Origin of the sequence: Nocardioides lijunqiniae (assembly GCF_015024225.1) — a bacterium.
GTDB classification, from domain to species: Bacteria; Actinomycetota; Actinomycetes; order Propionibacteriales; family Nocardioidaceae; genus Nocardioides; species Nocardioides lijunqiniae.
Window position 1 is genome coordinate 16,860 of record NZ_JACJGM010000025.1, and the last position, 25,144, is coordinate 42,003.

The following is a 25,144-nucleotide window of genomic DNA, read 5'->3' on the forward strand; positions in this document are numbered from 1 at the left end:
CCCGGCGCCGGCCCCGTAACCGCGCTCCCGGGCCCTCGTTGGAGCAGTGGAACCGCGCCGCGGTGCTCCCTGGCGCCGGGCGGTTCCGCTGGTCCAGGCACTGCTGCTCTCAGTGACGTGGACGTCCAGGGCCCGGCCACCTCCCTCCCCGGCCGGGCTCTGGTGTGCCCTGGCGACGGCGCCTCTTCCGCTAACTGGTGATGCAAGGTAGCGTGCGTCGCATGACGTCGAATCCGGCACCTGCGGCTCGCGAGTCCCGCCTGATGCACGGAGTGCTGGAGATGTGCGTCCTCGCCGTGCTGGACGAGTCCCCGATGCACGCCTACGGGATCGTGCAGCGCCTGCGCGACCACGGGTTCTCCCACGCCAGCTACGGCAGCATCTACCCGCTGGTCACCCGGCTCCGCAAGAGCGGCCAGCTCGACCAGCGGCTGGAGCCGGGCAGCGGCGGGCCCGCGCGCAACGTCCTGGCGATCAACGCCGAGGGGCGGGCCGCCCTGGCGACGTGGATGGACCAGTGGGAGCAGACGACCGAGGTCGTCGGCGCCGTCGTGGCGTCGCGACGGGACCAGGGAGTGGTGAGCGGGACATGATGACGAACGACCGGGTGCTGGACCCCAGGCTCACGGCCTGGGTGGACGTCGTGGACTACTACTGGCAGCGCGCGGCGGTCCCGCGGGCCGACCGCGACCGCCTGCGGGCCGCCCTCGAGCGCGACCTCGCCTCGTCGGTGGCCGAGGGCGCCACGGTCGAGGAGCTCGTCGCGGTGGACCCCGCCGACTTCGCGTCCGAGGTCGCCGACGCCGACGGCGTCGAGCCGCGCGAGCTGCTCCTGCCGGACCCGCCCCTGACCGACGCCGGCCTCCTGGGCACCGTCCTCGTCGGCGCGGCCGTCGGTGCGGCCCTCTCGCTGGCGACCGTGTACCCGATCGGCGTCGACCTGATGGACCAGACCTCGGCGACCTACGCGCAGCAGGGCCTGGTCGCGCTGGGGCTGCACTGCCTGGCCGCGGCCGTCTGCCTCACCGCGGCGCTGTCGGCGGTGTGGTGGCGCTACCGCTTCCGTGCCCAAGCGGGACGGATCGTGCTCCTGACGGGAGTCCTGCTGGTGGCCGGCGGACTGCTCAGCATCGCCCCGGCGATGCTCCTCGCCAGCGCCACCGGCTACAGCAGCGCCGCCGCCGTGGTCCTCGCGGAGATCGGCATCGTGGTCGGCCTCTGCTCCGCCGGCGTGCTCGCCGCGCGACGCCTGGTCTCGGGGTCCCAGCCACCGCGCGAGGGCGGGCTCCCTGCTCGATAGGCTGCGGTCATGACGCAGCCCGCGGAGCACGATCTGGTCCTGGTGGTCGACTTCGGGGCGCAGTACGCGCAGCTGATCGCACGGCGCGTGCGCGAGGCGCGGGTCTACTCCGAGATCGTGCCGCACCACATGCCGGTCTCCGAGATGCTGGCGCGCAAGCCCAAGGCGATCATCCTGTCCGGCGGCCCCGCGTCGGTCTACACGCCGGGCGCGCCGCAGCTCGACCCCGAGCTCGTCGACGGCCGGGTGCCGGTCTTCGGGATCTGCTACGGCTTCATGGCGATGGCGCAGGCGCTCGGGGGCACGGTGTCGCACACCGGCCAGCGCGAGTACGGCCGCACCGAGGTCGAGGTGCTCGAGGCCGGCACCCTGCTGGCCGCCGTGCCGCCGACCCTGACGTCCTGGATGTCTCACGGCGACGAGGTCGTCGCGGCGCCGGAGGGGTTCACCGTCAACGCCCGCTCGGCGCGCGCGACCGTGGCGGCGTTCGAGCACGTCGAGCGCCAGCTCGCCGGCGTGCAGTGGCACCCCGAGGTCATGCACAGCGAGCACGGCCAGGCCGTGCTGGAGCACTTCCTGCTCGACATCGCCGGCTGCCGGCCGACGTGGACGATGGTCAACATCGTCGAGGAGCAGATCGAGACGATCCGCGCCCAGATCGGCGACCGGGGCCAGGCCATCTGCGGCCTCTCCGGCGGCGTCGACTCCGCGGTGGCCGCCGCGATCGTGCAGCGCGCCATCGGTGACCGGCTCACCTGCGTCTACGTCGACCACGGGCTGATGCGCAAGGGCGAGACGGAGCAGGTCGAGCGCGACTTCGTGGCCGCCACCGGAGTGGACCTCAAGGTCGTCGACGCCGAGAAGCAGTTCCTCGACGCACTGGCCGGCGTCACCGACCCCGAGGACAAGCGCAAGGTCATCGGACGTGAGTTCATCCGGGTCTTCGAGGCCGCCGAGGCCGAGATCCTCTCCGACGCGGTGTCCGGCGACGACGGCGACAAGGTCGCCTTCCTGGTGCAGGGCACCCTCTACCCCGACGTCGTGGAGTCCGGCGGGGGAGCGGGCGCGTCCAACATCAAGTCCCACCACAACGTCGGCGGACTCCCCGACGACCTGGAGTTCGAGCTCGTCGAGCCGCTGAGGACGCTGTTCAAGGACGAGGTCCGGCTCATGGGCGAGCAGCTGGGGCTGCCCGCCGAGATCGTGCACCGCCAGCCCTTCCCGGGCCCCGGCCTCGGCATCCGCATCATCGGCGAGGTGACCCGCGAGCGTCTCGACCTGCTCCGCGAGGCCGACGCCATCGCGCGCGAGGAGCTCACCCGCGCCGGCCTGGACCGCGACATCTGGCAGATGCCGGTCGTGCTGCTCGCCGACGTGCGCTCCGTCGGCGTCCAGGGCGACGGCCGCACCTACGGCCACCCGGTCGTGCTGCGGCCCGTCACGTCCGAGGACGCCATGACCGCCGACTGGGCCCGGCTGCCCTACGACGTCATGGAGCGCATCTCGACGCGCATCACCAACGAGGTGGCCGAGATCAACCGGGTGACCGTCGACATCACCTCCAAGCCCCCCGGCACCATCGAGTGGGAGTGACCGCGCGGAGGGTCTGACGCGTTTGCCGGGTCGAGGTCCGGGCACCGGACCCCTATGAGCCACGCACCCACCCCTCCGGCGTCCGAGGAGCCACTCGGCGCGCTGGTGCACCGCCTGTCCGAGCAGATCCCCGAGCTGGTCCGCAGCGAGCTGCGCCTCGCGCAGACCGAGCTCGCCGAGAAGGGCAAGCGCGCCGGCATCGGCGCCGGGATGTTCGGTGCGGCCGGGCTGCTGGCGCTCTTCGGTGCCGCGACCCTGGTCGCCACGGCCGTGCTCGCCCTCGACCTCGTCCTGCCCGCCTGGGCGGCCGCGCTCATCGTCGCCGCGGTGCTGCTCGCCGCGGCGGGCGTCGTCGCCCTGCGGGGCAAGAAGGAGATCCAGACCGCCACGCCGGCGGCGCCCGAGCGGGCGATCGCCGGCGTCAAGGAAGACGTCGCCGTCGTGAAGGGACAGCACTGATGTCGAGCAACGGAAGCACCCCCGAGCAGCTCGAGGCCGACATCGCGCGGCAGCGTGAGGCGCTCGCCGAGACGGTGGACGCCCTGCACGACCGCCTGGACGTGAAGTCCCGCGCGCGGGGCAAGGTCGACGAGCTGAAGGCTCGTGCCACCACGGCCGACGGCTCGCCCCGCCCCGATGTCCTGGCCGGGGCCGCCCTTGCGGCCGTCCTGGTCGCCCTCGTCGTGTGGCGCCGCCGCCGCTGACGTCGTACCACCTCCTCACCTCACCCCCGATCCAAGGAGCAACACCATGAAGAAGATCCCCCTCCTCGTCGCAGCCGGCGTCGGCTACGTCCTCGGCGCCAAGGCCGGTCGCGGTCGCTACGAGCAGATCCGCTCCGGCGCGCAGAAGATCGCCGAGAACCCCAAGGTGCAGTCCGCGTCGCACAAGGCCTCCGAGGCCGTCGCGACCCAGGCCGCCGCGGCCGCGGACGTCGCCAAGGAGAAGGTCACCGACGTCGCCTCGGCCGCCGCCGACAAGGTGCGGCACGAGACCTCGATCAACCCCGCCCCCTGACCGGGGCGGTCGCCACCGACCGACCGAAGGGAGTCGCCATGCCGGCCGACGAGAAGCCAGGTCCCAGCGTCAAGGACGGCGAGCTTTACGAGAAGCTCCGCGACGAGGGCAACAGCAAGGAGAAGTCGGCGCGCATCGCCAACGCCGCCGCCAGCTCGTCCCGCTCCACGGTGGGCCAGAAGGGCGGGGAGTCCGGGTCCTACGACGACTGGACGGTCGACGACCTGCGCAAGCGGGCCGCGGAGCTCGACATCGGCGGCCGCTCGTCGATGACCAAGGACGACCTGATCGACGCGCTGCGCCACCACTGAGCGAGCGATCACTCTGACTGCTCCTGCGCGGGCCGGGGTACCGGGGCCCATGGAGAACGAGAAGCTGGAAGCAGTGCAGGCCGTCGTCGACCGCGTCACCTCGTGGCAGGACGGTGCGACCGAGGGCACCGTCGCGGAGGAGCTCCGCAAGGGCGCCGGCGAGGTGGGGGTCGACCTCTCCGACGACGACATCGCCAAGCTGGCGGACGCGATCGAGTCGCGCCACGGGGCCGTGCGCGCCTCGGAGGTCCTGTCCTGACCGGGCCCGACCCCGCGCACGTGCGCCCCGAGGGGGTTTCCGACGAGACGGTCAGCGCCCTGGGCAAGCTGTCCGAGGCGTTGGAGGCCGTCGAGCACGCCCGCGGGCACCTCTACGCCTTCCACCGGCTCTGCGGCACCGCCGACCTGACCCTGGGCGATGCCGTCGACGAGCTCCGCGAGGCCGGGCACGTCGACCTGGCCGACCGGGTCGAGCAGGAGCTGGTCGGCCGCAACGTGCTCGAGGGACGCTGGTCCTTCCAGATCGTCGAGGACTACGACGACCACTACTGGTCGGTGTTCCGCGACCTGGAGCGCACGGCGCGCGAGGAGCTCGTGCAGGGCCGGCGCCACCTCTTCGAGTCGGAGATGAAGGAGGACCGGCGTACCCACGGCCGGCCCCACCACGAGTCCCGACCGGGCGAGTGAACGAGAACAGGTTCTAGTTCGGCGCTAGGCTCCGGCCATGCGCTTCTCGATCGTCACTGCGTTCCAGCCGTGCGACCAGCTGGTGCCGCTGGCCCGGGCCGCCGACGAGCTCGGCTACCACGCCATCTCCGTGCCCGACCACGTCGTGGACCTCGAGGTGCTGGAGACGCCCTACCCCTACACCCCGGACGGGAAGCGGCGGTGGGACACCGACTCGGAGTGGCCCGACCCCTGGGTGCTGATCGGGACGCTGGCGGCGGTGACCACGCGGGTCCGCTTCTTCACCAGCGTCTACGTCAACGCCCTGCGCAACCCCTTCCAGGTCGCCAAGACGGTCGGAACCGCGGCGGTGCTGTCGGGCGACCGGGTGGCGCTGGGAGTGGGCATCGGCTGGTGCCGGGAGGAGTTCGAGCTGCTCGGCCAGGACTTCCGGACGCGCGGGCGTCGTACCGACGAGGGCCTGGCCCTGATGAAGGCGCTGTGGCAGCCGGGCTGGACGGAGTTCGAGGGTGAGTTCTACTCCGCGCCCCGGATGATGATGAACCCCTCGCCCGCGGCTCCGATCCCCATCTACGTCGGCGGCCTCTCCGAGGTCGCCTTCGCCCGCGCCGCCCGGCACGACGGCTGGGTGGGCGACATCTACACCGTCGAGCAGGCCGTCGCCCACGCGCGCCGGCTCCAGGAGGTCCGCGACGAGCAGGGCGCCACCGGCGACTTCCAGGTCATCACCGCCCTGTCCGACGCCTTCCTGCCGGAGCACTTCGTGGCCGCCGAGGAGGGCGGGGTGACCGAGGTCTGGACCATGCCGTGGGCCTACTACCACGGCCTCGACGCGACCCTGGCCCAGAAGATCGACGGCATGGAGCGCTTCGCCGCCGACGTCATCGTCCCCCTGACGCCGGCCGGCTGACGCGCCTTAAGGTGCAGCATGGCGCGCGCGATCCATCACCTCGACCTCTGGGTCTCCGACCCTCTGCTGGCCGCCGACGAGTGGGGCTGGCTGCTCGGCGAGCTGGCCTGGGAGATCGACATCCCCGGCTCCTCCTGGGTGCACCCCGACGGGACCTACCTGTTCCTCGAGCGGTCCGCCGACCAGGTGCCCGAGCCGCACGACCGGCTCCGGCCGGGGGTCAACCACCTCGCGCTGCACGTGGAGAGCCGCGAGCGCCTGGACCGGCTGCGCGCCGAGTCGTCGGCCCACGGCTGGCGTGAGCTGTTCGCCGACCGCTACCCGCACGCGGGCGGCGACCGGCACGTCGCGCTCTACGTCGAGAGCTCGGAGGGGTTCGAGGTCGAGGTCGTCGTCGAGGACTGAGTCGTCGTCGGCGGCCTCAGGGCAGGATCGCGTCGACGTACCCACCGTCGACGCGCACGGCGGCACCGGTGGTCGCCGAGGCCAGCGGCGAGCTGAGGTACGTCACCATGTTCGCGATCTCCTCGGGCTCGATGAGCCGCTGGAGGAGGGACTGCGGGCGGTGCTCGCGCATGAAGCGACGCTGGGCCTCGTCCCACTCGAGGTCGTCGCCGACCAGGCTGTGCACGAAGTCCTCCACCCCGCGGGTGTGGGTGGGGCCGGCGATCACCGAGTTGACCGTCACGCCGGTGCCGGCGGCGGCCTTGGCGAAGCCGCGCGAGACCGCGAGCAGCGCGGTCTTCGACATCCCGTAGTGCACCATCTCGACGGGCGTGACGACCGCCGAGTCGCTGGCGATGTAGAGGACGCGGCCCCAGCCTCGCTCGGTCATCGCAGGCAGGAGCTCGCGGGTGAGGCGCACCGCCGCCAGGACGTTGACGTCGAAGTAGCGACGCCACTCCTCGTCGGTGATCTCCAGCGCGGGCCGCGACTCGAAGATGCCGAGGTTGTTGACCAGGACGTCGACGTCCGGGAGCGCGGCCACCGCGGTGGCGGCGCCTTCCTCGGTGGTCACGTCGGCGACGACCTCGACCAGGTCGGCGTCCGGGAGCGTCTCGCGCAGGGAGGCGATCGCGCGTGCCACCGATTCGGTGGACCGGCCGTTGATGCCGACGCGGGCACCGGCCTGCGCGAGCCCGTGGGCGATCGCGAGGCCGATGCCCTGCGTGGAACCGGTGACGAGGGCAGCCTTGCCGCGAAGGTCGATGCGCATGGCTCGACCGTACGCGGGGCCGCCCGGCTACTTGAAGATGCTGTAGCCACCCGGGCCGACGGCGAGGCCGACGATGATCAGCACGACGCCCCAGAGGGTCTCGCCCTTGAAGAGCTGGAAGATGCCGGCGATGACCAGGATCACCGCGATGATCCAGAGGATGAAGCCCATGTGGTGCTCCTTGCGTAGGTGGTGCTCGGACGCGGTCGTCCGATGTTCCAGCATGTCAGTACCCCGCCGGGACGCGGCGTAGTCAGTCGGGGGTTGACTTAAGTTCGAGTCTCGTACTTAATGGGGGAATGGCTCTGGTGCTGGGTGTCGACTCCTCGACGCAGTCGACGAAGGCGGTCCTCGTGGACGCCGCTGACGGCACGGTGGTGGCGGAGCGCAGCGCGCCACACCCCGACGGCACGGAGGTCGACCCACGAGCGTGGCTCGCGGCCTACGACGACGCGACGGTCGGGCTCGCCGAGCGCGCCGACGCCCTCGCGGTCGGCGGCCAGCAGCACGGGATGGTCGCCCTGGGGGACGACGGCGAGCCGGTGCGCGACGCCCTGTTGTGGAACGACACCCGCTCGGCGGAGGCCGCGCGCACGCTCGTCGAGGAGATGGGCGGCTCCGAGGCCTGCGCGAGCGCCGTCGGCAGCGTCCTGGTCGCGTCGTTCACCGCCACGAAGCTGCGCTGGCTGCGCGACCACGAGCCCGACGCCGCGGCCCGGGTGCGTGAGGTGCTGCTGCCCCACGACTACGTCTCGCGGCACGCCAGCGCTCCCGGCACCGCCGCCTTCACCGACCGCGGCGACGCCTCCGGCACCGGCTACTTCGACGCCACGAGCGGTGACTGGCGCCCCGACCTTGCCGCTGCGGCCCTCGGCCACGAGCCGGCCCTGCCGCGCGTCGCCCCCGACGGCTCGGCGGCCGCCGAAACCGCCGCCGGCCAGGTCGTCGGCCCCGGCACCGGCGACAACATGGCCGCCGCACTCGGCATGGGCCTCGGCCCCGGCGACGTCCTCATCTCCATCGGCACCTCCGGCGTCGCGTCCGCGGTGAGCGCGACCCCCGTCGCCGACGGCACGGGCACCGTCACGGGCTTCGCCGACGCGCAGGGCCGCTACCTGCCGATGGTCACCACCATGAACGCCGCCCGGATCCTCGCGCTCCAGGCGCGGTGGCTCGGCGTCGACCTCGACGCGCTCGCCGACCTCGCCATGGGCTCCGAGCCCGGCGCGCGAGGCGTGACCGTGCTGCCCTACTACGGCGGCGAGCGCACCCCGAACCGGCCCTCCGCCGTCGGCACCTGGACCGGCCTCACCGAGACCACCACCCGCGAGGACCTCGCGCGGGCGGCCTTCGAGGCCCTGCTCTGCTCGCTGGCCGACGCCGTCGACCACCTGGCAGCCACGACCGGCGACCGGCCCCGGCGGGTCCTGATGGTGGGCGGCGCGACCCGCAGCGCCGCCGTACGAGCCCTGGCCCCGGCCATCCTCGGCCGCCCGGTCACGCTCCCGCCGCCGGGGGAGTACGTCGCCCGCGGCGCCGCCCGGCAGGCCGCCTGGGCGCTGTCCGGCGAGAGCGCGCCGCCCGACTGGGCCCTGGCCGACACCGTCGAGCTCGAGGCCGACCCCACCCCGCGCGTGCGCGAGACCTACGCCGCGCTCCGCGACCGCACCGACTCCTGGTCCTGAACCCACCCCGCACACGAGAGGCACCACCATGACCCAGATCCCCACCCCTCGCCCCGAGGACAAGTTCTCCTTCGGCCTGTGGACCGTCGGCTGGCAGGGCCGCGACCCGTTCGGCGAGGCGACCCGCGAGCCCATGGACCCGGTGCACGCGCTGGAGAAGCTCGCCGAGCTCGGCGCCTACGGCGTCAACTTCCACGACGACGACCTGATCCCGTTCGGCAGCGACGACGCCTCGCGCGACGCGATCATCGAGCGCTTCAAGAAGGGCCTGGCCGACACCGGCCTGGTCGTCACGACCTCGACCACGAACCTGTTCACCCACCCGGTGTTCAAGGACGGCGGCTTCACCTCCAACCTGCGCGACGTGCGCCGATTCGCGATCCGCAAGGTCATGCGCAACATCGACCTCGCCGCCGAGCTCGGCGCCGAGATCTACGTCGCCTGGGGCGGCCGCGAGGGCTCCGAGTACGGCGCGTCCAAGGACGTCTCCGCCGCGCTGGACCGCTACAAGGAGGCCTTCGACCTGCTCGGCGAGTACGTCGTCGACCAGGGCTACGACCTCAAGTTCGCCATCGAGCCCAAGCCCAACGAGCCGCGCGGCGACATCCTGCTGCCGACGATCGGGCATGCGCTGGCCTTCATCGAGACCCTGGAGCGCCCCGAGCTGGTGGGCGTCAACCCGGAGATCGGGCACGAGGAGATGGCCGGCGTCAACGCCGCCCACGGCTACGCCCAGGCGCTGTGGCAGGGCAAGCTCTTCCACATCGACCTCAACGGCCAGCACGGTCCCCGCTACGACCAGGACCTGCGCTTCGGCGCCGGCAACGTGCGCGGCGCCTTCTGGGTCGTCGACACCCTGCTGGCTGGTGGCTACGACGGCACCGTCCACTTCGACTACAAGCCGGCGCGCACCGAGGGCGAGGCCGGCGTCTGGGCCTCGGCCGAGGCCTGCATGACCAACTACCTCATCCTGCGCGAGAAGGCCCAGGCCTTCCGTGCGGACCCGGAGGTGCAGGAGGCCCTGGCCGCCGCGGCCCTGCCCGAGCTCGCCCAGCCCACCCTGGGTGACGGCGAGACCTGGGAGCAGCTGAAGGACTGGGACCTGCCCGACGTCGAGGCCCTCGCCGTTCGCGACGCCGGCTTCGAGCGCCTGGACCAGCTGGCCCTCGAGCACCTGTACGGCGTCCGCGGCTGACGATGGGCCCCGCGATCGGCTCCGACCAGCCGGCCAGCACCGAGGGGCTGCGGCGACGCAACACCTCGCTGGTGCTCCGGAGCCTGCGCATGCACGGTCCCGCCACCCGCGCGGAGCTCGCCAAGCGCACCGGGCTGGCCAAGGCCACGGTCGGGGTCATCGTCGGGGGTCTGGCCGAGGCCGCCGCGGTCGACGAGGCGGACTCCGTGCCGGGCGGCCGCGGCCGTCCCGGCCGGCCCGTCACCCTCACGGGTGGCGGGCTGCTGGGGCTGGGCCTGGAGCTCAACGTCGACTACGTGTCGGCGGTGCTGCTCGACCTGGGCGGCCGGGTCCGCCTGAGCGAGACCCGGCCCGCCACCGACGCCGCGCGACTCCCGGCGCTGCTGGAGCTCGCGCGTGACGTCGTACGACGCGAGCCCGGGGGGCGGCTCGTCGGCGCGATGGTCGCCGTCCCGGGCCTGGTCCGCGGCGACGACCGCTCCGTGGCCTGGACGCCCAACCTCGACGCGACCGGCCTGGCCGCGGACGTGGAGGCGGCCCTCGACGGGCGCTGCCGGGTCTCCGTCGGCAACGACGCCAACTGCGCCGCCTACGCCGAGTCGCACCACGGCGCGGCCACCGGGGTCGCCCACGCGCTATACCTCACCGGCACCGTCGGCATCGGCGCCGGCATCGTCAGCGACGGTCGGCTGCAGCGCGGCTCGACCGGCTTCGCGGGGGAGGTCGGCCACATGCCGATCGGCGACTCCACCGCCCGGTGCGGCTGCGGCCGGCGCGGCTGCTGGGAGGCCTCGGTCGGCCTGCACGCCATGCTCACCGCCGTCGGCATGCCGGAGCTCGCCACCCCGCTGCGCTCGGCCCAGGCCGTGGCCGCGCGTGCCCCCGCCGACCCCGCCGTGCGCGAGGCGCTGGCCCGGCTGGGGGAGGACGTCGGCCTGGGCCTCGCGGTCCTGGCCAACGTGCTCGACCCCGAGGTCGTCGTCCTCGGCGGCTACTTCGTCCCTCTGGGGGAGCACGTGCTCGCCCCGGCCCGCCGTTCCCTCGACGAGCGCCTGCCCTCGGCCGCCCAGCGCCGCCCCGAGCTGCGCCTCAGCACCCTCGGCATGGAGGCGGCCGCCCTCGGCGCCGCCGAGCTCGCGCTCGAGGGCGTGTTCTCGGGCGACGTTCCGGTCGGCTGACGCGGGGAGTTTCGCCGGTCGCCCGGCGAAACTGGACCTTGACCGACGAAACTCTGCCCCAGAAGCATCAGAATCGCCGGTCGACCGGCGAAACTCCCGCCCCGAGGAGCGCGCCGCGCCTCAGCCCGCTAGCTTCGCGCCGACGCCGGTGATCGCGGTGTGCAGGCCGGCGACCGGGTCGACGAAGAGCGGCTCGAGGGCGATCTCGGCCGCGCCGAGCAGCACCGAGTCGGCGCCGAGGCCGGGGAGGGTGAGCGTGACCGACTCCAGGGGAGCGGGCAGGGCCCGTTCCGCCAGCGCGGCGTTGACGTCGGTGCGGACGAGGCGGAAGAGCTCGCGGAAGTAGCCGCCGAGTACCACCACGCGCGGGTTGAAGGCGTTGACGATGCTGGCCAGGCCGTGGCCGAGGTGGGTGCCGATGACGCGCAGCTCGGGGGTCGGCTCGCGGAAGCCCTCGAGCACCTCGCCCAGCTGCGCCACCTGCTCCTGCGGGCAGCCGATCGCGGCGGCGATCGCGTGGGCGCCGACCTCGGTCTCCCAGCAGCCACGGTTGCCGCAGTGGCAGGGGTGCCCGGAGGGGTTGAAGCTGAGGTGGCCGACCTCGCCGGAGTAGCCGCCGGCGCCCTCCAGCCGGAAGCCGCCGGTGATGACACCGGCACCGACGCCGACGTTGCCGGAGACGTAGATGAGGTCGTCGATGCCCAGACCCGCGCCGCGGTAGTGCTCGGCGAGCGCGCCGAGGTCGGCGTCGTTGGCCACCAGGACGGGGACGTCGACGCCGAGCGCGGCCAGGATGATCGACCCGAACGACACGTCGTGCCACTCCAGGTTGGGCGCCAGCCGGATCAGGCCGTCGTTGCGGCGCACCATGCCGGGCACGCTGACGCCGATCCCGACGAGGGGGGCGTCGTCCGGGGTGTCGGCCACGACCTGGCGGATGAGGGTGGCGACCGTGCCGCCGACCTGCCAGGCCTCGCCGCCGACGATCGGTGCGGTCGCGCGGTGCTGGACCGCGCCGCCGAGGCCGACCCGGGCGACGACGACGCGGTCGACGCCCAGGTCGACCGCGATGACGAACGGTCCGCTGCGCGAGAGGCCCACGCCGGCCGAGGGCCGACCTGCGCCGGTGCGGGGCTGGGCGGGCAGAGCCCGCTCCGTGACGCCGAGCGACTCCAGCTCGCCGACCAGCCCTGCGATGGTGCTGCGGTTCAGCCCCATCTGCAGGGTCAGGTCGGCCCGCGACATCGTGCCCGCGCGGTGGACGTGACGCAGGAGGGTGCCCAGGTTGTGGCGCCGGACCCCCTCCTGGTTCGTCCCGAGACCGGAGCGCTGACGGCTCATGAGGTCGGCCTAGACGCCCGCCGCGGAGCGACGACGGCGCGAGATGGCGTCCACGCTCGCGGCCAGCAGCAGCACGCCGCCGGTCACGAGGAGGTTGATGTACGCCGCCTGGTTGAGCAGGCCCAGCCCGTTGGGGATGGTCGCGATGACGAGCCCGCCGATGACGGCGTCGATGGCACGACCACGGCCGCCGAAGAGGCTGGTGCCGCCGATGACGGCAGCCGCCACGGCGTACAGGAGCTCGTTGCCGCCACCGGAGCCCGGCGAGACCTTGCCCGTGTAGGACGCCGACAGGATGCCGCTGATGGCCGCCATCGAGGAGCCGATCACGAACGCGGAGATCCTGATCCGGGTGACGTTGATGCCGGCGCGGCGCGCGGCCTCGGCGTTGCCGCCGACGGCGTAGAGGTGCCGACCGAAGCGGGTCTTGGTGAGCACGAACGTCCAGAAGAGCAGCAGCGCGATGACCACGGGCAGCACCCACGGGACGCCGCTGATGTTGAAGAGGTTGGGGTTCGGCGCACGGTTGGCGCTGAGCAGGGCGGTGAGGCCAAGCACGATCACGGCGAGGACGACGATCTGGATGATCACCAGCGGGAGCGGCTGGTGCACCAGTCCCTTGGCTGAGCGGGACCGGTAGCGCCACAGGGTGAGCGCGGCGAAGCCGACGACGATGACCCCTGCCGCGATCCAGCCCGCGGTCACCGGGACGTTCTTGATCGAGAGCCCGCGCAGCACCTCGTTGTTGAAGCGCAGCGAGCCGCCGGAGCCGATGAGCTTCAGCGGGACCGCCTGCAGGGCGAGGAAGAAGGCGAGGGTCACGACGAAGGACGGGATGCCCAGGAGCGAGACCAGGGAGCCGATCGCGACGCCGATGAGGGCACCCACCACGACACCGGCGATGGTGGCCAGGAGCCAGTGCCAGTCGTGGTCGATCAGCACCAGCGCCGTGATCGTCGCGGAGGCGCCGCCCGCGACGCCGGCGGACAGGTCGATCTCGCCCAGGAGCAGGACGAAGACCAGGCCCATCGCCAGGACGATGATGGAGCCGGCCTGCACGACCAGGTTGGCCAGGTTGTACGTCGTGAGGAAGCGGTCGTGCAGCGACGAGAAGACGACGAACAGCACGACGAGTCCGAGGATGGCGGGCAGCGAGCCCATGTCGCCGCCACGGAGGCGGTTGACGTAGTCGCGCGCTGAGTCGCCGATCGTCACCGCCTGACGGTTGTCGCTCGCGAAGGCGCCCTCGTTGCTCTTCGCGGGGGTGTCGGATTCGACGGTCATGATGAGATTTCTCCGGTCCTGGTCAGACGGTCGCGGTCGCGGGGTTCTCGGCGATGCCGAGGTCCCCGGAGCGTCCGGCGGTGATGAGCTCGACGATCCGGCCGTGGGTGACTTCCTCGACGTGGACGTCGGCGGCCACGCGGCCGAGGTAGAGCGCGGTGACGCGGTCGGCGACCTCCATGACGTCGCCCATGTTGTGGGAGATCAGCACGACGCCGAGCCCGCGGTCGGCGAGCCGGCGGACCAGGTCCAGGACCTGGCGGGTCTGCGCGACGCCGAGCGCCGCGGTGGGCTCGTCGAGCAGCACGACCTTGGAGTTCCACAGGACGGCCTTGGCGATGGCCACCGTCTGGCGCTGGCCGCCCGACAGGCTGGCGACGCTCTGGCGGACCGACTTCACGGTGCGCACGGAGAGCGAGGCGAGGGTCTCGCGCGCGCGGGACTCCATGGAGACCTCGTCGAGGGCGATGCCGCGGGTCTCCTCGCGGCCGAGGAACATGTTCTCGACGATGTCGAGGTTGTCGCAGAGGGCGAGGTCCTGGTAGACGACCTCGACGCCGAGGGCGGCGACGTCGCGCGGCCCGTGGACGTTGACGGCCTGGCCGTCGAAGAGGTAGTCACCGGTGTCCCGGCCGTAGATGCCGGCGATGATCTTGACCAGCGTGGACTTGCCCGCGCCGTTGTCGCCCACGAGGGCGGTCACCTGGCCGGGGTAGACGGCGAAGTCGACGTCGTGCAGGACGTGCGCCACGCCGAAGCTCTTGTTGACCCCGCGCAGCTCGAGCAGCGGTTGTGCCATGAGGTCGGACTCCTCAGTAGTCGATGGGTGAGAACGAGCAGCGCCCGGACCGATGGTCCGGCCCGGGCGCCGCTCAGCAGGTCCGCCCCACGAGGGCGGTCTGCGGTGGTTCAGACGGTCAGGAGATGCCCGCGTCGGTGCACAGCTTGGCGAAGTCGCCCGTGCACACGTCCTCGGCCTTCTGGCCACCGTCCTCGATCACGTCGCCCACGTTCTCCTTGGTGATGGACTGCGGGTCGAGCAGGATCGAGGGGACCTCGCTCTGGTCGGACGAGTCGACCGTGGTGCCGGTGGTCTCGGCGTCCTCGCCCTTGGCGAGCGCGATCGCGGTCTCGGCGAGGGCGTTGGCCTCCTGCGTGGCGGACTTGTAGACCGTCATGCACTGCGTGCCGGCGAGGACGTTCTGCAGACCCTCGACGGTGGCGTCCTGGCCGGTGACCGGGACCTTGCCGGCCTGGCCGGCGCCCTCGAGGATGCCGATGGCAGCGCCACCGAGACCGTCGTTGGCGGCGAGCACGCCGTCGACCTTGCCGTCAGCGGCGGTGTAGAGCTGCTGGAAGATCGTGGCAGCCTGCTCGTTGTCCCAGTCGGGGACAGCCTGCTCGCCGACGACCTTGTAGCTGGTCATCGAGTCGAGGACGCTGTGCGCGCCCTCGGCGAAGAGCGTGGCGTTGTTGTCCGTGGGCGAGCCGTTGAGGTAGACGATGTTCGCGTCCTTCTCACCCAGGCAGTCGGCCAGACCCTGGCCCTGCAGCTCGCCGACCTTGGTGTTGTCGAACGAGACGTAGTACTCGGCGCTGCCGCCGAGGGTCAGGCGGTCGTAGTCGATGGTCGCGACGCCCGCGGCCTTCGCCTTCTCCTGGATCGCGGCGCCGGACTCGGAGTCGAGGTTCACGATGGCCAGCACGGTCACGCCGTCGCCGATCATGGTGTCGGCGATCTGCGTCATCTTGTTCGCGTCGCCCTCGGCGTTCTGGATGACGGCGTCGACGCCGGCCTCCTTGAAGGCCGCCTCCAGGGCCGGACGGTCCGCGCTCTCCCAGCGGACCGAGGACTCGGTGTCGGGCAGGATCACGCCGACCTTGCCCTCGGCCTCGCCACCGCCACCGCCGTTGTCGCTGCCGCCTTCGTCGTCGCTGCCGCATGCCGACAGGGACAGGGCGACGCCCATGAGCCCGACGACTACCAAACTGTGCTTTCGCTTCACGCGAACCGCCTCCTCGCGGTGATGGGCGCCGCCTCCACCGAAGAAAAGGGCGCCTGTTTGTTGTCTCGCACAACTTAAGCAGTGACTGCAGTCACGTCCAGAGAATGAAGGAAATGTTTCCAGAACGTGTCCTAAGCCCCGTGGTTGCTGGTCTGGACCGCTCTTGACGGTACTCCGGTGCGCGCTCGCGCCGAACTGGCGGGCGGGGGTTTGTTGTTCGACACACCGTTTGCGACGACGGGCGGGTGGCCAGGAGTCGGGGAGCGAGGGACGCGGTCAGCGAGCGGCGTACGTCGTGGTGCGCTCGCGCACCGGCCGGCCGATGCCGGCGCCGATGGCTACGAGCTCGGCCACCGTCTTGGCGGAGCCGTGCTCGGAGCCGGCCATCCGCGAGATGGTCTCCTCCATCAGCGTGCCGCCCACGTCGTTGCAGCCGGCCTGGAGCATCGCCTGGGTGCCCTCGGTGCCGAGCTTGACCCACGACGTCTGGATGTTGTCGATCCGGCCGTGCAGCAGGATCCGGGCCATCGCGTGGACCGCGAGGTTGTCGCGCATCGTGGGCCCGGGCCGCGCCACGCCGGCGAGGTAGATGGGCGAGGAGGTGTGCACGAACGGCAGCGGCACGAACTCGGTGAAGCGCGCGGCGCCGTGCTCGAGCGAGGCGTCCTGGATGCGGCTGAGCACGCGCAGGTGGTTGACCCAGTGGCGCGGGTTGTCGACGTGGCCGTACATCATCGTGGACGTCGTCGGGATCCCCACGCGGTGAGCGGTGGAGATGACCTCGATCCAGGTGCGCGTGGGCAGCTTGCCCTTGGTCAGCACCCAGCGCACCTCGTCGTCGAGGATCTCCGCGGCCGTGCCCGGCAGCGAGCCGAGGCCGGCCTCGCGGGCCTTGATCAGGAAGTCCTCGATCGACAGGCCGGTGCGAGCGGTGCCGTTGACGATCTCCATCGGGGAGAACGCGTGCACGTGCATGTCGGGGACGCGGGTCTTGACCGCCGTCACGAGGTCGAAGTACGCCGAGGCGGGCAGCTCGGGGTCGATCCCGCCCTGCATGCACACCTCGGTGGCGCCGAGGTCCCACGCCTCGGCCGCCCGGTCGGCGACCTCGTCGAGGGACAGGCTGTAGGCGTCGGCGTCGGTGCGCCGCTGGGCGAAGGCGCAGAAGCGGCAGCCGACGTAGCAGACGTTGGTGAAGTTGATGTTGCGGTTGACGACGTAGGTGACGTCGTCGCCGACGGTCGCCCGCCGCAGGTCGTCGGCCAGGCGCGTGACCTGGTCGAGCAGGGCGCCCTCCGCCGTCATCAGCGTGTAGGCGTGCTCGTCGGAGAGGTTGCCGGGGTCGGCCTCCGCGGCCCGGAGCGCCTCGGCGCCCTCCGCGTGCAGGACCGCGGGGGCCCCGTCGACGCGGCCGGTGCCCGCGGCGGCGTCCTTGACCGCGCCCCAGTCGCCGTAGACGTCGGCGAAGTCGGAGCGGCGGTCCTCGGTGCGGCCCTCGGTGTCGACGGCGGTGTGCAGGTCGGTGCGGCCGACCGAGGCGAAGCCGCCGTCGGGCTCCTGCCACGGCAGCCCGACCGGTCGTACGCCGGGACGTGCGAGACCGTCGTCGGTCGCCAGCGCGGCGACGTGCGCCGACACCCGCGGGTCCAGCCAGGGGCTGCCGCCGTCGAGGGCGGCGCGGACGTACTCGGGGTGGATCGTCAGCCGCGGCCGCAGCTCGAAGCCGCACTGGGCGGTCAGGTCCGTCAGCCGCTCGAGGCTGGGCCAGGGGCGCTCGGGGTTGACGTGGTCGGGGGTCAGCGGCGAGACGCCGCCCCAGTCGTCGACGCCGGCGTCGAGCAGGGCCCGGCACTCCTCGAGGTCGACCAGGTTGGGCGGCGCCTGCACCCGGGCCTTGGGCCCGAGGACGAGGCGGGTGACGGCGATGACGGCGCGGTAGTCGTCGAGCGGGAGGTCGTCGGCGTGGCGCATGGCGGTGTCGGGCTTGGACCGGAAGTTCTGGACGATGACCTCCTGCACGCCACCGAACTGGGTCGCCACCTTGCGCAGCGCGAAGATCGTCTCCGCCCGCTCCTTCAGCGTCTCGCCGATGCCGACGAGGAGCCCGGTGGTGAAGGGGATCGAGAGTCGGCCGGCGTCCTCGAGCACCCGCAGCCGCACGGCGGGGTCCTTGTCGGGGGAGCCGTGGTGGGCCTCGCCCTTGGTCTCGAAGAGCCGCCGTGACGTCGTCTCGAGCATCATCCCCATCGAGGGCGAGACCGGCTTGAGCCGGTTCATCTCCTCCCACGACATCACGCCGGGGTTGAGGTGGGGGAGCAGACCGGTCTCCTCGAGCACCCGCACCGCCATCGCCCGGACGTAGGCGAGGGTCGAGTCGTAGCCCTTCGAGTCCAGCCACTCGCGCGCCTCGGGCCAGCGGTCCTCGGGGCGGTCCCCGAGCGTGAAGAGCGCCTCCAGGCACCCCATCGACGCGCCCTCGCGAGCGATGTCGAGGATCTCGTCGGGGGACAGGAACATCTCGTGACCGGCCCGTCGCAGCTGTCCGGGGGACTCCACGAACGTGCAGTAGTGGCAGCGGTCTCGGCACAGCTTGGTGACCGGGATGAAGACCTTGGGGGAGTACGTCACGACGCCCGGCCGCCCGGCGGCGGTGAGGCCGGCGTCGCGCACCCGCGCGGCGGCGGCCGTGAGCCGGTCGAGCTCCTCGCCCCGGGCCGCGAGCAGCACGGTGGCCTCGGCGACGTCCAGGGCGGCCGCGCGCTCGGCCCGCGCCAGCGCACGGCGGACCTGCTGGGGCGTGGGGAGCTCGGTCACCTCGTCCACGATAGGCGCGAGCGGGTCGGGGGACGCCCCCGGCCCACCCGCTGGAACCCCGCGCCGGCCGCTCAGACGGACACCTTCTCCGGCTCGTCCCGCGGGTGCTCGGCGGCGACCTCGTGGCCGTCGCGGTCGAGCTTGCTCGGCCACCAGATCTTGCCGCCCAGGTCGAGGTTGATCGCGGTGACGAGCACCGAGCGGACGATCATGGTGTCGAGCAGCACGCCGAGCGCGACCGCCACGCCCAGCTGGGCCAGGAAGACCAGCGGGAGCGAGCCGAGCACGAGGAACGTCGCCGCCAGCACCAGCCCGGCCGACGTGATCACCCCGCCCGTCGACGACAGCGCGATCAGCGAGCCCTTGCGGGTGCCGTGCTGGGCCGTCTCCTCCCGGACCCGGGTCATCAGGAAGATGTTGTAGTCGATGCCCAGCGCCACGAGGAACACGAACGCGAACAGCGGGAACCCGGGGTCCGCGTGGGCGAACCCGTCGTTGACCTCGAAGAGCCCAATGCGCGTGAAGACCTCGGTGAACAGCAGGGCGGAGATCCCCAGCGCCGCCCCGAAGGACAGGATCACGGTGCCGATGAGGATCAGCGGCGCGAGGAGTGCGCGCAGCAGGATCATCAGGATCAGCAGCACCACGACGAGCACGATCGGGATGATCACGCGGTTGTCACGCTCGGAGGCGATCTTGGTGTCGAGGTAGAACGCCGACCCGCCGCCGACCAGCGCATCGGCGCCGTCGACCTCGTGGACGGCGTCGCGCGCGGCCTCGACCGCGTCGAACGAGGCGGTCGACGACATGTCGCTGCCGAGCGTGGCGGTGAAGAAGGAGCGGCCCTCGCCGATCTCGGCGGGCTGGCTGGGGTCGCCGAGGCCGTCGATGTCCGAGAGTGCCCCCGCCACGTCGCCCGCCTGGGCGGTGTTGGTGACGACCTGCACGGTGTTGGAGGTGTCGGCGAGACCGTGGTCGGTCAGCAGGGACTGACCCTTGATCGAGTCGAACTCCTTCGTGTACTGCTCGTCCTGCGCCAGGCCCGACGGGTCGAGCTTGAACAGGCCGAGGCAGGCGAGCAGCAGCAGGCCGGTCGTGACGACCCAGACCCGCCGCGGGCGAGGGGCGATGGCAGAGCCGACCTTGGCCCAGAATCCGGTGCCGGTGGGCTCGTCCGAGCCGAACGCGGGGCGCTTGGGCCAGAAGATCCAGCGCCCGCAGATGACGAGCAGGGCGGGCAGCAGCGTCACCATCACCAGGAACGTCACGGTGACGCCGACGGCCAGCACCGGGCCGAGGCCGGCGGTGGAGTTGAGGTCGGAGAACACCAGGCACAGCAAGCCGATCACGACGGTCGCCGCGCTGGCGAGGATCGCCGGGGTCGCGCGGTGCAGCGCGTACGCCATCGCCTCGTGCCGGTCCTCGTGGCGACGCAGCTCCTCGCGGTAGCGGGCGACCAGCAGCAGGGCGTAGTCGGTGCCGGCGCCGATCACCAGGATGCCGAGGATCGACTGGCTCTGGCCGTTGACCGTGAGGTCGGCGTACTTGGCGAGCAGGTAGACCACGCCGCCGGAGATCATGTAGGCGAACACCGCCGAGATGATCGGGAGCAGCCACAGGATCGGGCTGCGGTAGGTGAAGAGCAGGATCACGATCACCACGAGGAGCGTCGCGAAGATCAGGTTGGTGTCGATGCCCTCGAACGCCTCGGAGGCATCGGCCGCCTGGCCGCCGTAGCCGGCGAGGTGGACCGTCACCCCGTCGATCTGCGCGATGTCGCGGACCTCCTTGGCGGCGTCCGGGATCGAGAGCCACCCGTCGGCGCCGAAGTTGAACGTGAAGGCGAGGTTGGCGACCTCGCCGTCGTCGGAGACCAGCTTGACCGGGATGCCGGCCTGCTCGGCGGTGGCGGGCGTCAGCACACCCTCCTCCGTCACCCCCTCGACCTTCGCGATCTCCGCTGCCTGCGCGTCCATCGCCGCGAGGTCCTCGGGCGTGAGCCCGCCCTCGCGGTGGTAGACGACGAGGGTGTCGATGTCGTTGGGGTCGACGGTGCCGGTGAGCGCCTCGAGCACCTTGGTCGACTCCGCCGACTCGGGGAGCCACGACGAGGCCTCGTTGTTCTGGACGTCGACGAGCTGGGCGTTGAGGGGAGCCATCAGGCCCACGATGACGACCGCGCCGACCAGCACGATCCACTTGGTGATCCTGCCGGTGAGCCTGCCGGCGATCTGACGGTGCATGAGGGGGAGCCTCTCAGTGGGCGCGGACGGTCCGCATCAGGGATTTCCCCGATCAGACTCCGGGGTCGCCGCGAACTCATCGCGACCCCGCGCCTGACCTGCGGTTGTCCACGTGACGCCCCCCGTCACGCGGCTGTGACCGCGGCGCCCACTGGTCTGGACCGGAGCGTCCGGCCCAACTCGTCCGGCCCAACTCGTCCGGCCCAACTCGTCCGTCAGGAGTAGAGGCGGTCCAGCACGTCGGAGTACTTCTTGTTCACGACGCGGCGCTTGAGCTTCAGCGTCGGCGTGAGCTCCTCGGACTCCGCGGTCCACTCCACCGGCAGCAGCTCGAAGGCCTTCACCTGCTCCGGGCGCGAGAGCCGCTCGTTGGCGGCGTCCACGGCCGCCTGGGCCATCGCGAGGATCTCCGGCCTCTGCGCCAGGTCGGCGAGGTCCTGGAACTCCACGCCCAGCTGCTGGGCGACGGCCGGCGCCACCTCGGAGTCGAGGGTCAGGACGGCCACGACGTACGGCCGGCCGTCGCCCACCGCCATGGCGTGGCCGATGATCGGCGACTCCTTGAGGTAGTTCTCGATGTTGGACGGGGCGATGTTCTTGCCCGCGGAGGTGATGATCAGCTCCTTCTTGCGGTCGACGATCGAGAAGAAGCCGTCGTCGTCGAGGGTGCCGATGTCGCCGGTGTGGACCCAGCCGTCCTCGTCGATGAGCGCGCGCGTGGCCTCCTCCTGGCGGTGGTAGCCCGCGGTGTTGACGGGACCGCGCACCAGCACCTCGCCGTCCTCGCCGAGGACGATCTCCATGCCCGGCGTGGCCCGGCCGACGGTGCCGAGCTTGAAGCCGCTGGGGCCGTTGGCCGTGACCGCGCCGCAGGTCTCGGTCATGCCGTAGACGTCGAAGACCTTGAGGCCGAGCCCGGCCATGAACCGCGCGACCTCGAGGGGCATCGGCGCGGCGGCGGAGGCGGCCCAGGTGACCTGGTCGAGCCCGAGCAGCAGCTTGAGGAAGCCGAGGATCGTCGCGTCGGCGGCCTGGTAGGCCTCCTCGATCTCGGGCGTCATCGTGCCGCCGTACTCCTGGGCCTCGACCCAGGCCAGGCCCGCGGCCATGGAGTCCTGGACCATCTTGACGTTGGCCGGGTCGGGGTCCGCCGCGAGCTTGGCGGAGATGCCGGTCTTGATCTTCTCCCACACGCGGGGCACGCCGAAGAAGGCCGTCGGGTGCACCTCGCCCAGCGCCGCCAGCAGCTCGCTGGGGTCGCCGATGCAGTGGATGTGGCCGCCGACGATCTGGGGGCCGTAGATGCCGAGCACCCGCTCGGCGATGTGGGCGAACGGGAGGTAGCTGACCTGGCGCTGCCCACCCTCCAGGCCGGCGGCCTCGAGCGTGCTCAGGGCCTCGTAGAGCACGTTGAAGTGGCTGAGCACGACGCCCTTGGGGTTGCCGGTCGTGCCCGAGGTGTAGAGGATCGTCGCCGCCGACTCGGGGGTCAGCTCGCGGTGGCGTGCCTCCACCGCCTCGGCGTTGGCCGCCCGGTGCGCCCGGCCCGCGGCCATCAGGTCGTCCCAGGTCTCGAAGCGGTCCCCCTCGGGCAGGGCCGAGGGGTCGATGACGACGACCTTGCGCACGCTGCCCGTCTCGTCCAGCGCGCGGCCCCAGCGCGCCAGGTGGTCGGCGCTCTCGAGGATCACGACGCTCGGCTCCGCGTGACCGGCGACGTAGGCCACCTGCTCCGCGGAGAGCGTGTTGTAGATCGACATCGGCGTGGCCGCCGCGTGCACCGCGCCGAAGTCGGCGAGCACGTGCTCGATCCGGTTGGTCGCCATGACCGCGACGGTGTCTCCGGGGGCGACGCCGAGCTCCATCAGCCCCGCCGCCACGTCGAGCGTGGCCTCGCGGACCTCGGTCCAGGTGAGCGTGCGCCACGCCTCGTCGCCGGTGCGGTGGTGCTTGTCGGAGTACGCCGGCTCGTCAGCGTTGGCGGTGACCGTCCGGAGGAGGGCGTCGGGCAGGGTCTGCCCGGCGACGGCCGCCTCGATCCGCGCGCGCTCGGCCAGTACGTCGTTGCTCATGGGTCTCCTCGGGTCGGCTGCGCACAGTGTGGCGTGGGCCACACGTCCGGACAAGGGTGTCGCCGGGATCGGTCAGATGCCGAGGCTGCGCCCGATGATCTCCTTCTGGATCTCCGTGGTCCCGCCGTAGATCGTCTGGATCCGGCTGTCCACGAAGGCGCGGGCGATCGGGTACTCCATCATGTAGCCGTAGCCGCCGTGCAGCTGGACGCCGCGGTCGACGACCTTGGTCTGCAGCTCGGTGGTCCACCACTTCGCCATCGAGGCGAGGGTGGTGTCGACGTCGCCGGCGTTCAGGCGCATCACGCAGTCGTTGACGAAGACCCGGGCGATGTGGGCCTCCGTGGCCATCTCGGCCAGCATGAAGCGGGTGTTCTGGAACTTGCCGATCGGCTTGCCGAACGCCTCGCGCTCCTTGGCGTAGTCGAGGCACAGCCGCAGCACGTGCTCGACGGCCGCCACCGCCATCGTGGCGATCGAGATCCGCTCCTGGGGCAGGTTGACCATCAACGAGATGAAGCCGGAGCCCTCCTCCCCGAGGAGGTTCTCCTTGGGCACCTCGACGTTGTCGAAGAAGAGCTCGGCGGTGTCCTGCGCCTTCATGCCGACCTTGTCGAGGTTGCGGCCGCGCTCGAAGCCCGCCATGCCGCGTTCGACCACGAGCAGGCTGATCCCCTGGTGGCCGGCCTCGGGGTTGGTGCGGCACACGACGATCACGAGGTCGGAGAGGATGCCGTTGCTGATGAAGGTCTTGGAGCCGTTCAGGACGTAGTGATCGCCCTTGTCGACGGCGGAGGTGCGGATCCCCTGCAGGTCCGAGCCGGCCCCCGGCTCGGTCATCGCGATGGCGGAGATCAGCTCGCCGCTGACCAGGCCCGGGAGCCAGCGCTGCTTCTGCTCCTCGGTGCCGAGCTGGCTGATGTAGGGGACGATGATGTCGGTGTGGACCGGGAAGCCGGGTCCGCTCGCGCCGACGCGGCACATCTCCTCGGCGACGATCATGTTGTAGCGGAAGTCCTTGACCCCGGCGCCGCCGTACTCCTCGTCGACGTCGAAGCAGAGCAGCCCCTGCTCGCCCGCCTTGCGCCACACCTCGCGGCTGACCTGCCCGTCCTTCTCCCACTGCTCGTGGTGGGGGACGACCTCCTTCTCCAGGAAGGAGCGCACGGTCGCACGGAAGTCCTCGTGCTCCTGCTCGCAGATCGTGGGGGAGTCGGGCATCGGGGCCTCCGGGGCGTGCGGTGGGGCGGGCAGGGATGGAACGTGGCTCTCAGCGACACTGTGACAGCAATACTGTCAGCATTCAAGCGGGTCCCCGGAATCTCTCGGTGTCGCTGGGCCAGCACTACTGTGACGGCCATGAGCGCCCCCGCGGCCGACCCGACCGAGGGGCTGCTGACCGTCGACGAGCTGGCGGCCGCGGTCGGCATGACGGTGCGCACCACCCGCTACTACGCCAGCCTGGGGCTGATCCCGCCGCCGGTCCGCCGTGGTCGCATCGCCTACTACGACGCCGTCCACCGCGCGCGGCTCGAGCTGGTCCGCGCCCTGCAGGAGCACGGCTTCACCCTGCAGGCGATCGAGCGCGTCCTCGCCGGCGTCCCCCTGGACGCCGGGGTCGAGGACCTGCAGCTCCAGCGCGCCATGCTCACCTCGTGGACCGGCCGCCCGCCCGAGCGGCTCTCCCAGCAGGAGCTGGAGGACAAGGCAGGTCGCCCGCTCACCAGCGAGCACCTGCGACTGCTGGTCAGCCTGGGCCTGATCGAGCGCGCCGAGGATGACTGGGTCGTCATGCCGAACCTCGACGTCGGCCTGGGCCTGCTCGACCTGGACATGCCCGAGGCCGGAATCGCCCGCGCCGACCGGGCGATCCGCCACCACATGGAGGCGCTCGCCGACGAGCTCACCGACATCCTCCGCGACGAGATCCTCGAGCCCTACCGACGCCAGCCCCACTCGCCCGAGGACGCCGCCCGCCTCGAGCACACCGTCGCCCGCCTGCGCCAGCTCACCCTCGAGGCCGTCGTCACCGGCTTCCAGCGCGCCGCCAACGCCGTCATCACCCGGTCCCTCCGCCGCTGACCGGTCCGGTGGTCGAGCGCCCGTCGAGACCCAGTAAGCCGAACGCCGAGCGGCGACCCACGGTGGTTGAGGTGCGAGCGCCAGCGAGCCTCGAAACCACCTGATGTGTGCGGGGCTGGTGTCGGCCCGCGCGCTAGCAGCCCGGGTCTCGGCGTCAAGGAGCTTCGCCCGCTTCGCGGCGCCTTCGGCGTCCTTGACTCCGAGCCTCTC

At 71.9% G+C, this 25,144-nt stretch carries 25 protein-coding genes; 15 read left to right on the forward strand and 10 right to left on the reverse strand.

The genetic code is table 11. The features are described 5' to 3' along the window. Positions 1-221 precede the first annotated feature (221 nt). Genes IRQ30_RS15485 through IRQ30_RS15535 form a run of 11 tightly spaced genes read left to right on the forward strand, consistent with a single transcriptional unit; the run spans position 222 to position 6,223 of the window. Positions 222-593, forward strand: a complete 372-nt coding sequence (locus IRQ30_RS15485) for a PadR family transcriptional regulator (protein WP_193613915.1) — start codon at positions 222-224, stop codon at positions 591-593. Continuing rightward, entirely contained in the window at positions 593-1,300 is a 708-nt protein-coding gene (locus tag IRQ30_RS15490; RefSeq protein ID WP_193613916.1) for a hypothetical protein, read from the forward strand. Before IRQ30_RS15485 ends, IRQ30_RS15490 begins: the two co-directional genes overlap by 1 nt. 9 nt (positions 1,301-1,309) lie before the next feature. After that, a complete protein-coding gene (gene guaA / locus IRQ30_RS15495; RefSeq protein WP_193613917.1) occupies positions 1,310-2,893 on the forward strand; it encodes a glutamine-hydrolyzing GMP synthase in 1,584 nt (527 codons plus the stop codon). A gap of 54 nt (positions 2,894-2,947) precedes the next feature. Then, complete coding sequence (locus tag IRQ30_RS15500) at positions 2,948-3,352, forward strand: phage holin family protein (protein ID WP_193613918.1); 405 nt, start codon at positions 2,948-2,950, stop codon at positions 3,350-3,352. Continuing rightward, entirely contained in the window at positions 3,352-3,597 is a 246-nt protein-coding gene (locus IRQ30_RS15505; protein ID WP_193613919.1) for a DUF3618 domain-containing protein, read from the forward strand. The genes IRQ30_RS15500 and IRQ30_RS15505 overlap by 1 nt, the downstream gene beginning before the upstream one ends. A gap of 46 nt (positions 3,598-3,643) precedes the next feature. Beyond that, positions 3,644-3,910, forward strand: a complete 267-nt coding sequence (locus tag IRQ30_RS15510) for a hypothetical protein (RefSeq protein ID WP_193613920.1) — start codon at positions 3,644-3,646, stop codon at positions 3,908-3,910. Between the two features lie 38 nt (positions 3,911-3,948). Continuing rightward, the gene (locus tag IRQ30_RS15515; RefSeq protein WP_193613921.1) at positions 3,949-4,221 is read left to right on the forward strand and encodes a DUF7218 family protein; all 273 of its coding nucleotides are present in this window, start codon (positions 3,949-3,951) and stop codon (positions 4,219-4,221) included. A gap of 49 nt (positions 4,222-4,270) precedes the next feature. After that, positions 4,271-4,480, forward strand: coding sequence for a hypothetical protein (locus tag IRQ30_RS15520; protein WP_193613922.1), 210 nt, complete (start codon positions 4,271-4,273; stop codon positions 4,478-4,480). Between the two features lie 20 nt (positions 4,481-4,500). Further along, positions 4,501-4,908 carry a hypothetical protein gene (locus tag IRQ30_RS15525; protein WP_338089740.1) on the forward strand — a complete coding sequence of 136 codons (408 nt, stop codon included), beginning with the start codon at positions 4,501-4,503 and terminating at the stop codon, positions 4,906-4,908. Positions 4,909-4,945: 37 nt separating this feature from the next. After that, positions 4,946-5,818 (forward strand): TIGR03619 family F420-dependent LLM class oxidoreductase, encoded by an 873-nt coding sequence (locus IRQ30_RS15530; RefSeq protein WP_193613923.1) that lies wholly within the window; start codon positions 4,946-4,948, stop codon positions 5,816-5,818. An 18-nt stretch (positions 5,819-5,836) separates the two neighbouring features. After that, a complete protein-coding gene (locus tag IRQ30_RS15535; protein WP_193609522.1) occupies positions 5,837-6,223 on the forward strand; it encodes a VOC family protein in 387 nt (128 codons plus the stop codon). A 16-nt stretch (positions 6,224-6,239) separates the two neighbouring features. On the opposite strand, the gene IRQ30_RS15540 is transcribed toward IRQ30_RS15535, so the two are convergent. Together IRQ30_RS15540 and IRQ30_RS15545 are read right to left on the reverse strand one after the other, a co-directional pair. Continuing rightward, complete coding sequence (locus IRQ30_RS15540) at positions 6,240-7,034, reverse strand: SDR family NAD(P)-dependent oxidoreductase (protein WP_193613924.1); 795 nt, start codon at positions 7,032-7,034, stop codon at positions 6,240-6,242. 27 nt (positions 7,035-7,061) lie between these two features. After that, positions 7,062-7,205, reverse strand: a complete 144-nt coding sequence (locus tag IRQ30_RS15545; protein ID WP_167735937.1) for a GPGG-motif small membrane protein — start codon at positions 7,203-7,205, stop codon at positions 7,062-7,064. 128 nt (positions 7,206-7,333) lie between these two features. Between IRQ30_RS15545 and xylB the strand changes: the two genes are divergently transcribed. From xylB to IRQ30_RS15560, 3 genes are read left to right on the forward strand one after another with little or no spacing between them, the layout of a single operon-like run. Next, positions 7,334-8,719, forward strand: a complete 1,386-nt coding sequence (gene xylB / locus IRQ30_RS15550; RefSeq protein WP_193613925.1) for a xylulokinase — start codon at positions 7,334-7,336, stop codon at positions 8,717-8,719. 28 nt (positions 8,720-8,747) lie between these two features. After that, positions 8,748-9,914, forward strand: a complete 1,167-nt coding sequence (gene xylA, locus IRQ30_RS15555; RefSeq protein ID WP_193613926.1) for a xylose isomerase — start codon at positions 8,748-8,750, stop codon at positions 9,912-9,914. A 2-nt stretch (positions 9,915-9,916) separates the two neighbouring features. After that, the gene (locus tag IRQ30_RS15560; RefSeq protein WP_193613927.1) at positions 9,917-11,092 is read left to right on the forward strand and encodes an ROK family protein; all 1,176 of its coding nucleotides are present in this window, start codon (positions 9,917-9,919) and stop codon (positions 11,090-11,092) included. A 120-nt stretch (positions 11,093-11,212) separates the two neighbouring features. Here the strand turns inward: IRQ30_RS15560 and IRQ30_RS15565 are convergent, their stop codons facing one another. The 8 genes from IRQ30_RS15565 to IRQ30_RS15600 form a co-directional block, all read right to left on the reverse strand. Next, complete coding sequence (locus IRQ30_RS15565) at positions 11,213-12,433, reverse strand: ROK family protein (protein ID WP_193613928.1); 1,221 nt, start codon at positions 12,431-12,433, stop codon at positions 11,213-11,215. Positions 12,434-12,442: 9 nt separating this feature from the next. Beyond that, positions 12,443-13,717, reverse strand: coding sequence for a sugar ABC transporter permease (locus tag IRQ30_RS15570; RefSeq protein WP_193613929.1), 1,275 nt, complete (start codon positions 13,715-13,717; stop codon positions 12,443-12,445). Positions 13,718-13,739: 22 nt separating this feature from the next. Further along, positions 13,740-14,516, reverse strand: coding sequence for an ATP-binding cassette domain-containing protein (locus IRQ30_RS15575; RefSeq protein WP_193609530.1), 777 nt, complete (start codon positions 14,514-14,516; stop codon positions 13,740-13,742). A gap of 118 nt (positions 14,517-14,634) precedes the next feature. Then, the gene (locus IRQ30_RS15580) at positions 14,635-15,723 is read right to left on the reverse strand and encodes a substrate-binding domain-containing protein (protein ID WP_193613930.1); all 1,089 of its coding nucleotides are present in this window, start codon (positions 15,721-15,723) and stop codon (positions 14,635-14,637) included. 276 nt (positions 15,724-15,999) lie between these two features. Next, complete coding sequence (locus IRQ30_RS15585; RefSeq protein ID WP_193613931.1) at positions 16,000-18,537, reverse strand: bifunctional FO biosynthesis protein CofGH; 2,538 nt, start codon at positions 18,535-18,537, stop codon at positions 16,000-16,002. A 71-nt stretch (positions 18,538-18,608) separates the two neighbouring features. After that, the gene (locus IRQ30_RS15590) at positions 18,609-20,780 is read right to left on the reverse strand and encodes an MMPL family transporter (protein WP_193613932.1); all 2,172 of its coding nucleotides are present in this window, start codon (positions 20,778-20,780) and stop codon (positions 18,609-18,611) included. Positions 20,781-20,995: 215 nt separating this feature from the next. After that, positions 20,996-22,852 carry an AMP-dependent synthetase/ligase gene (locus tag IRQ30_RS15595; RefSeq protein ID WP_193613933.1) on the reverse strand — a complete coding sequence of 619 codons (1,857 nt, stop codon included), beginning with the start codon at positions 22,850-22,852 and terminating at the stop codon, positions 20,996-20,998. A gap of 72 nt (positions 22,853-22,924) precedes the next feature. After that, entirely contained in the window at positions 22,925-24,073 is a 1,149-nt protein-coding gene (locus IRQ30_RS15600) for an acyl-CoA dehydrogenase family protein (protein ID WP_193609535.1), read from the reverse strand. Positions 24,074-24,211: 138 nt separating this feature from the next. Here IRQ30_RS15600 and IRQ30_RS15605 point away from each other — a divergent pair, with 138 nt between their 5' ends. Continuing rightward, on the forward strand, positions 24,212-24,934 hold the full coding sequence (locus IRQ30_RS15605) for a MerR family transcriptional regulator (RefSeq protein WP_193609536.1): 723 nt from the start codon (positions 24,212-24,214) through the stop codon (positions 24,932-24,934). The last annotated feature ends 210 nt before the right edge of the window (positions 24,935-25,144 follow it).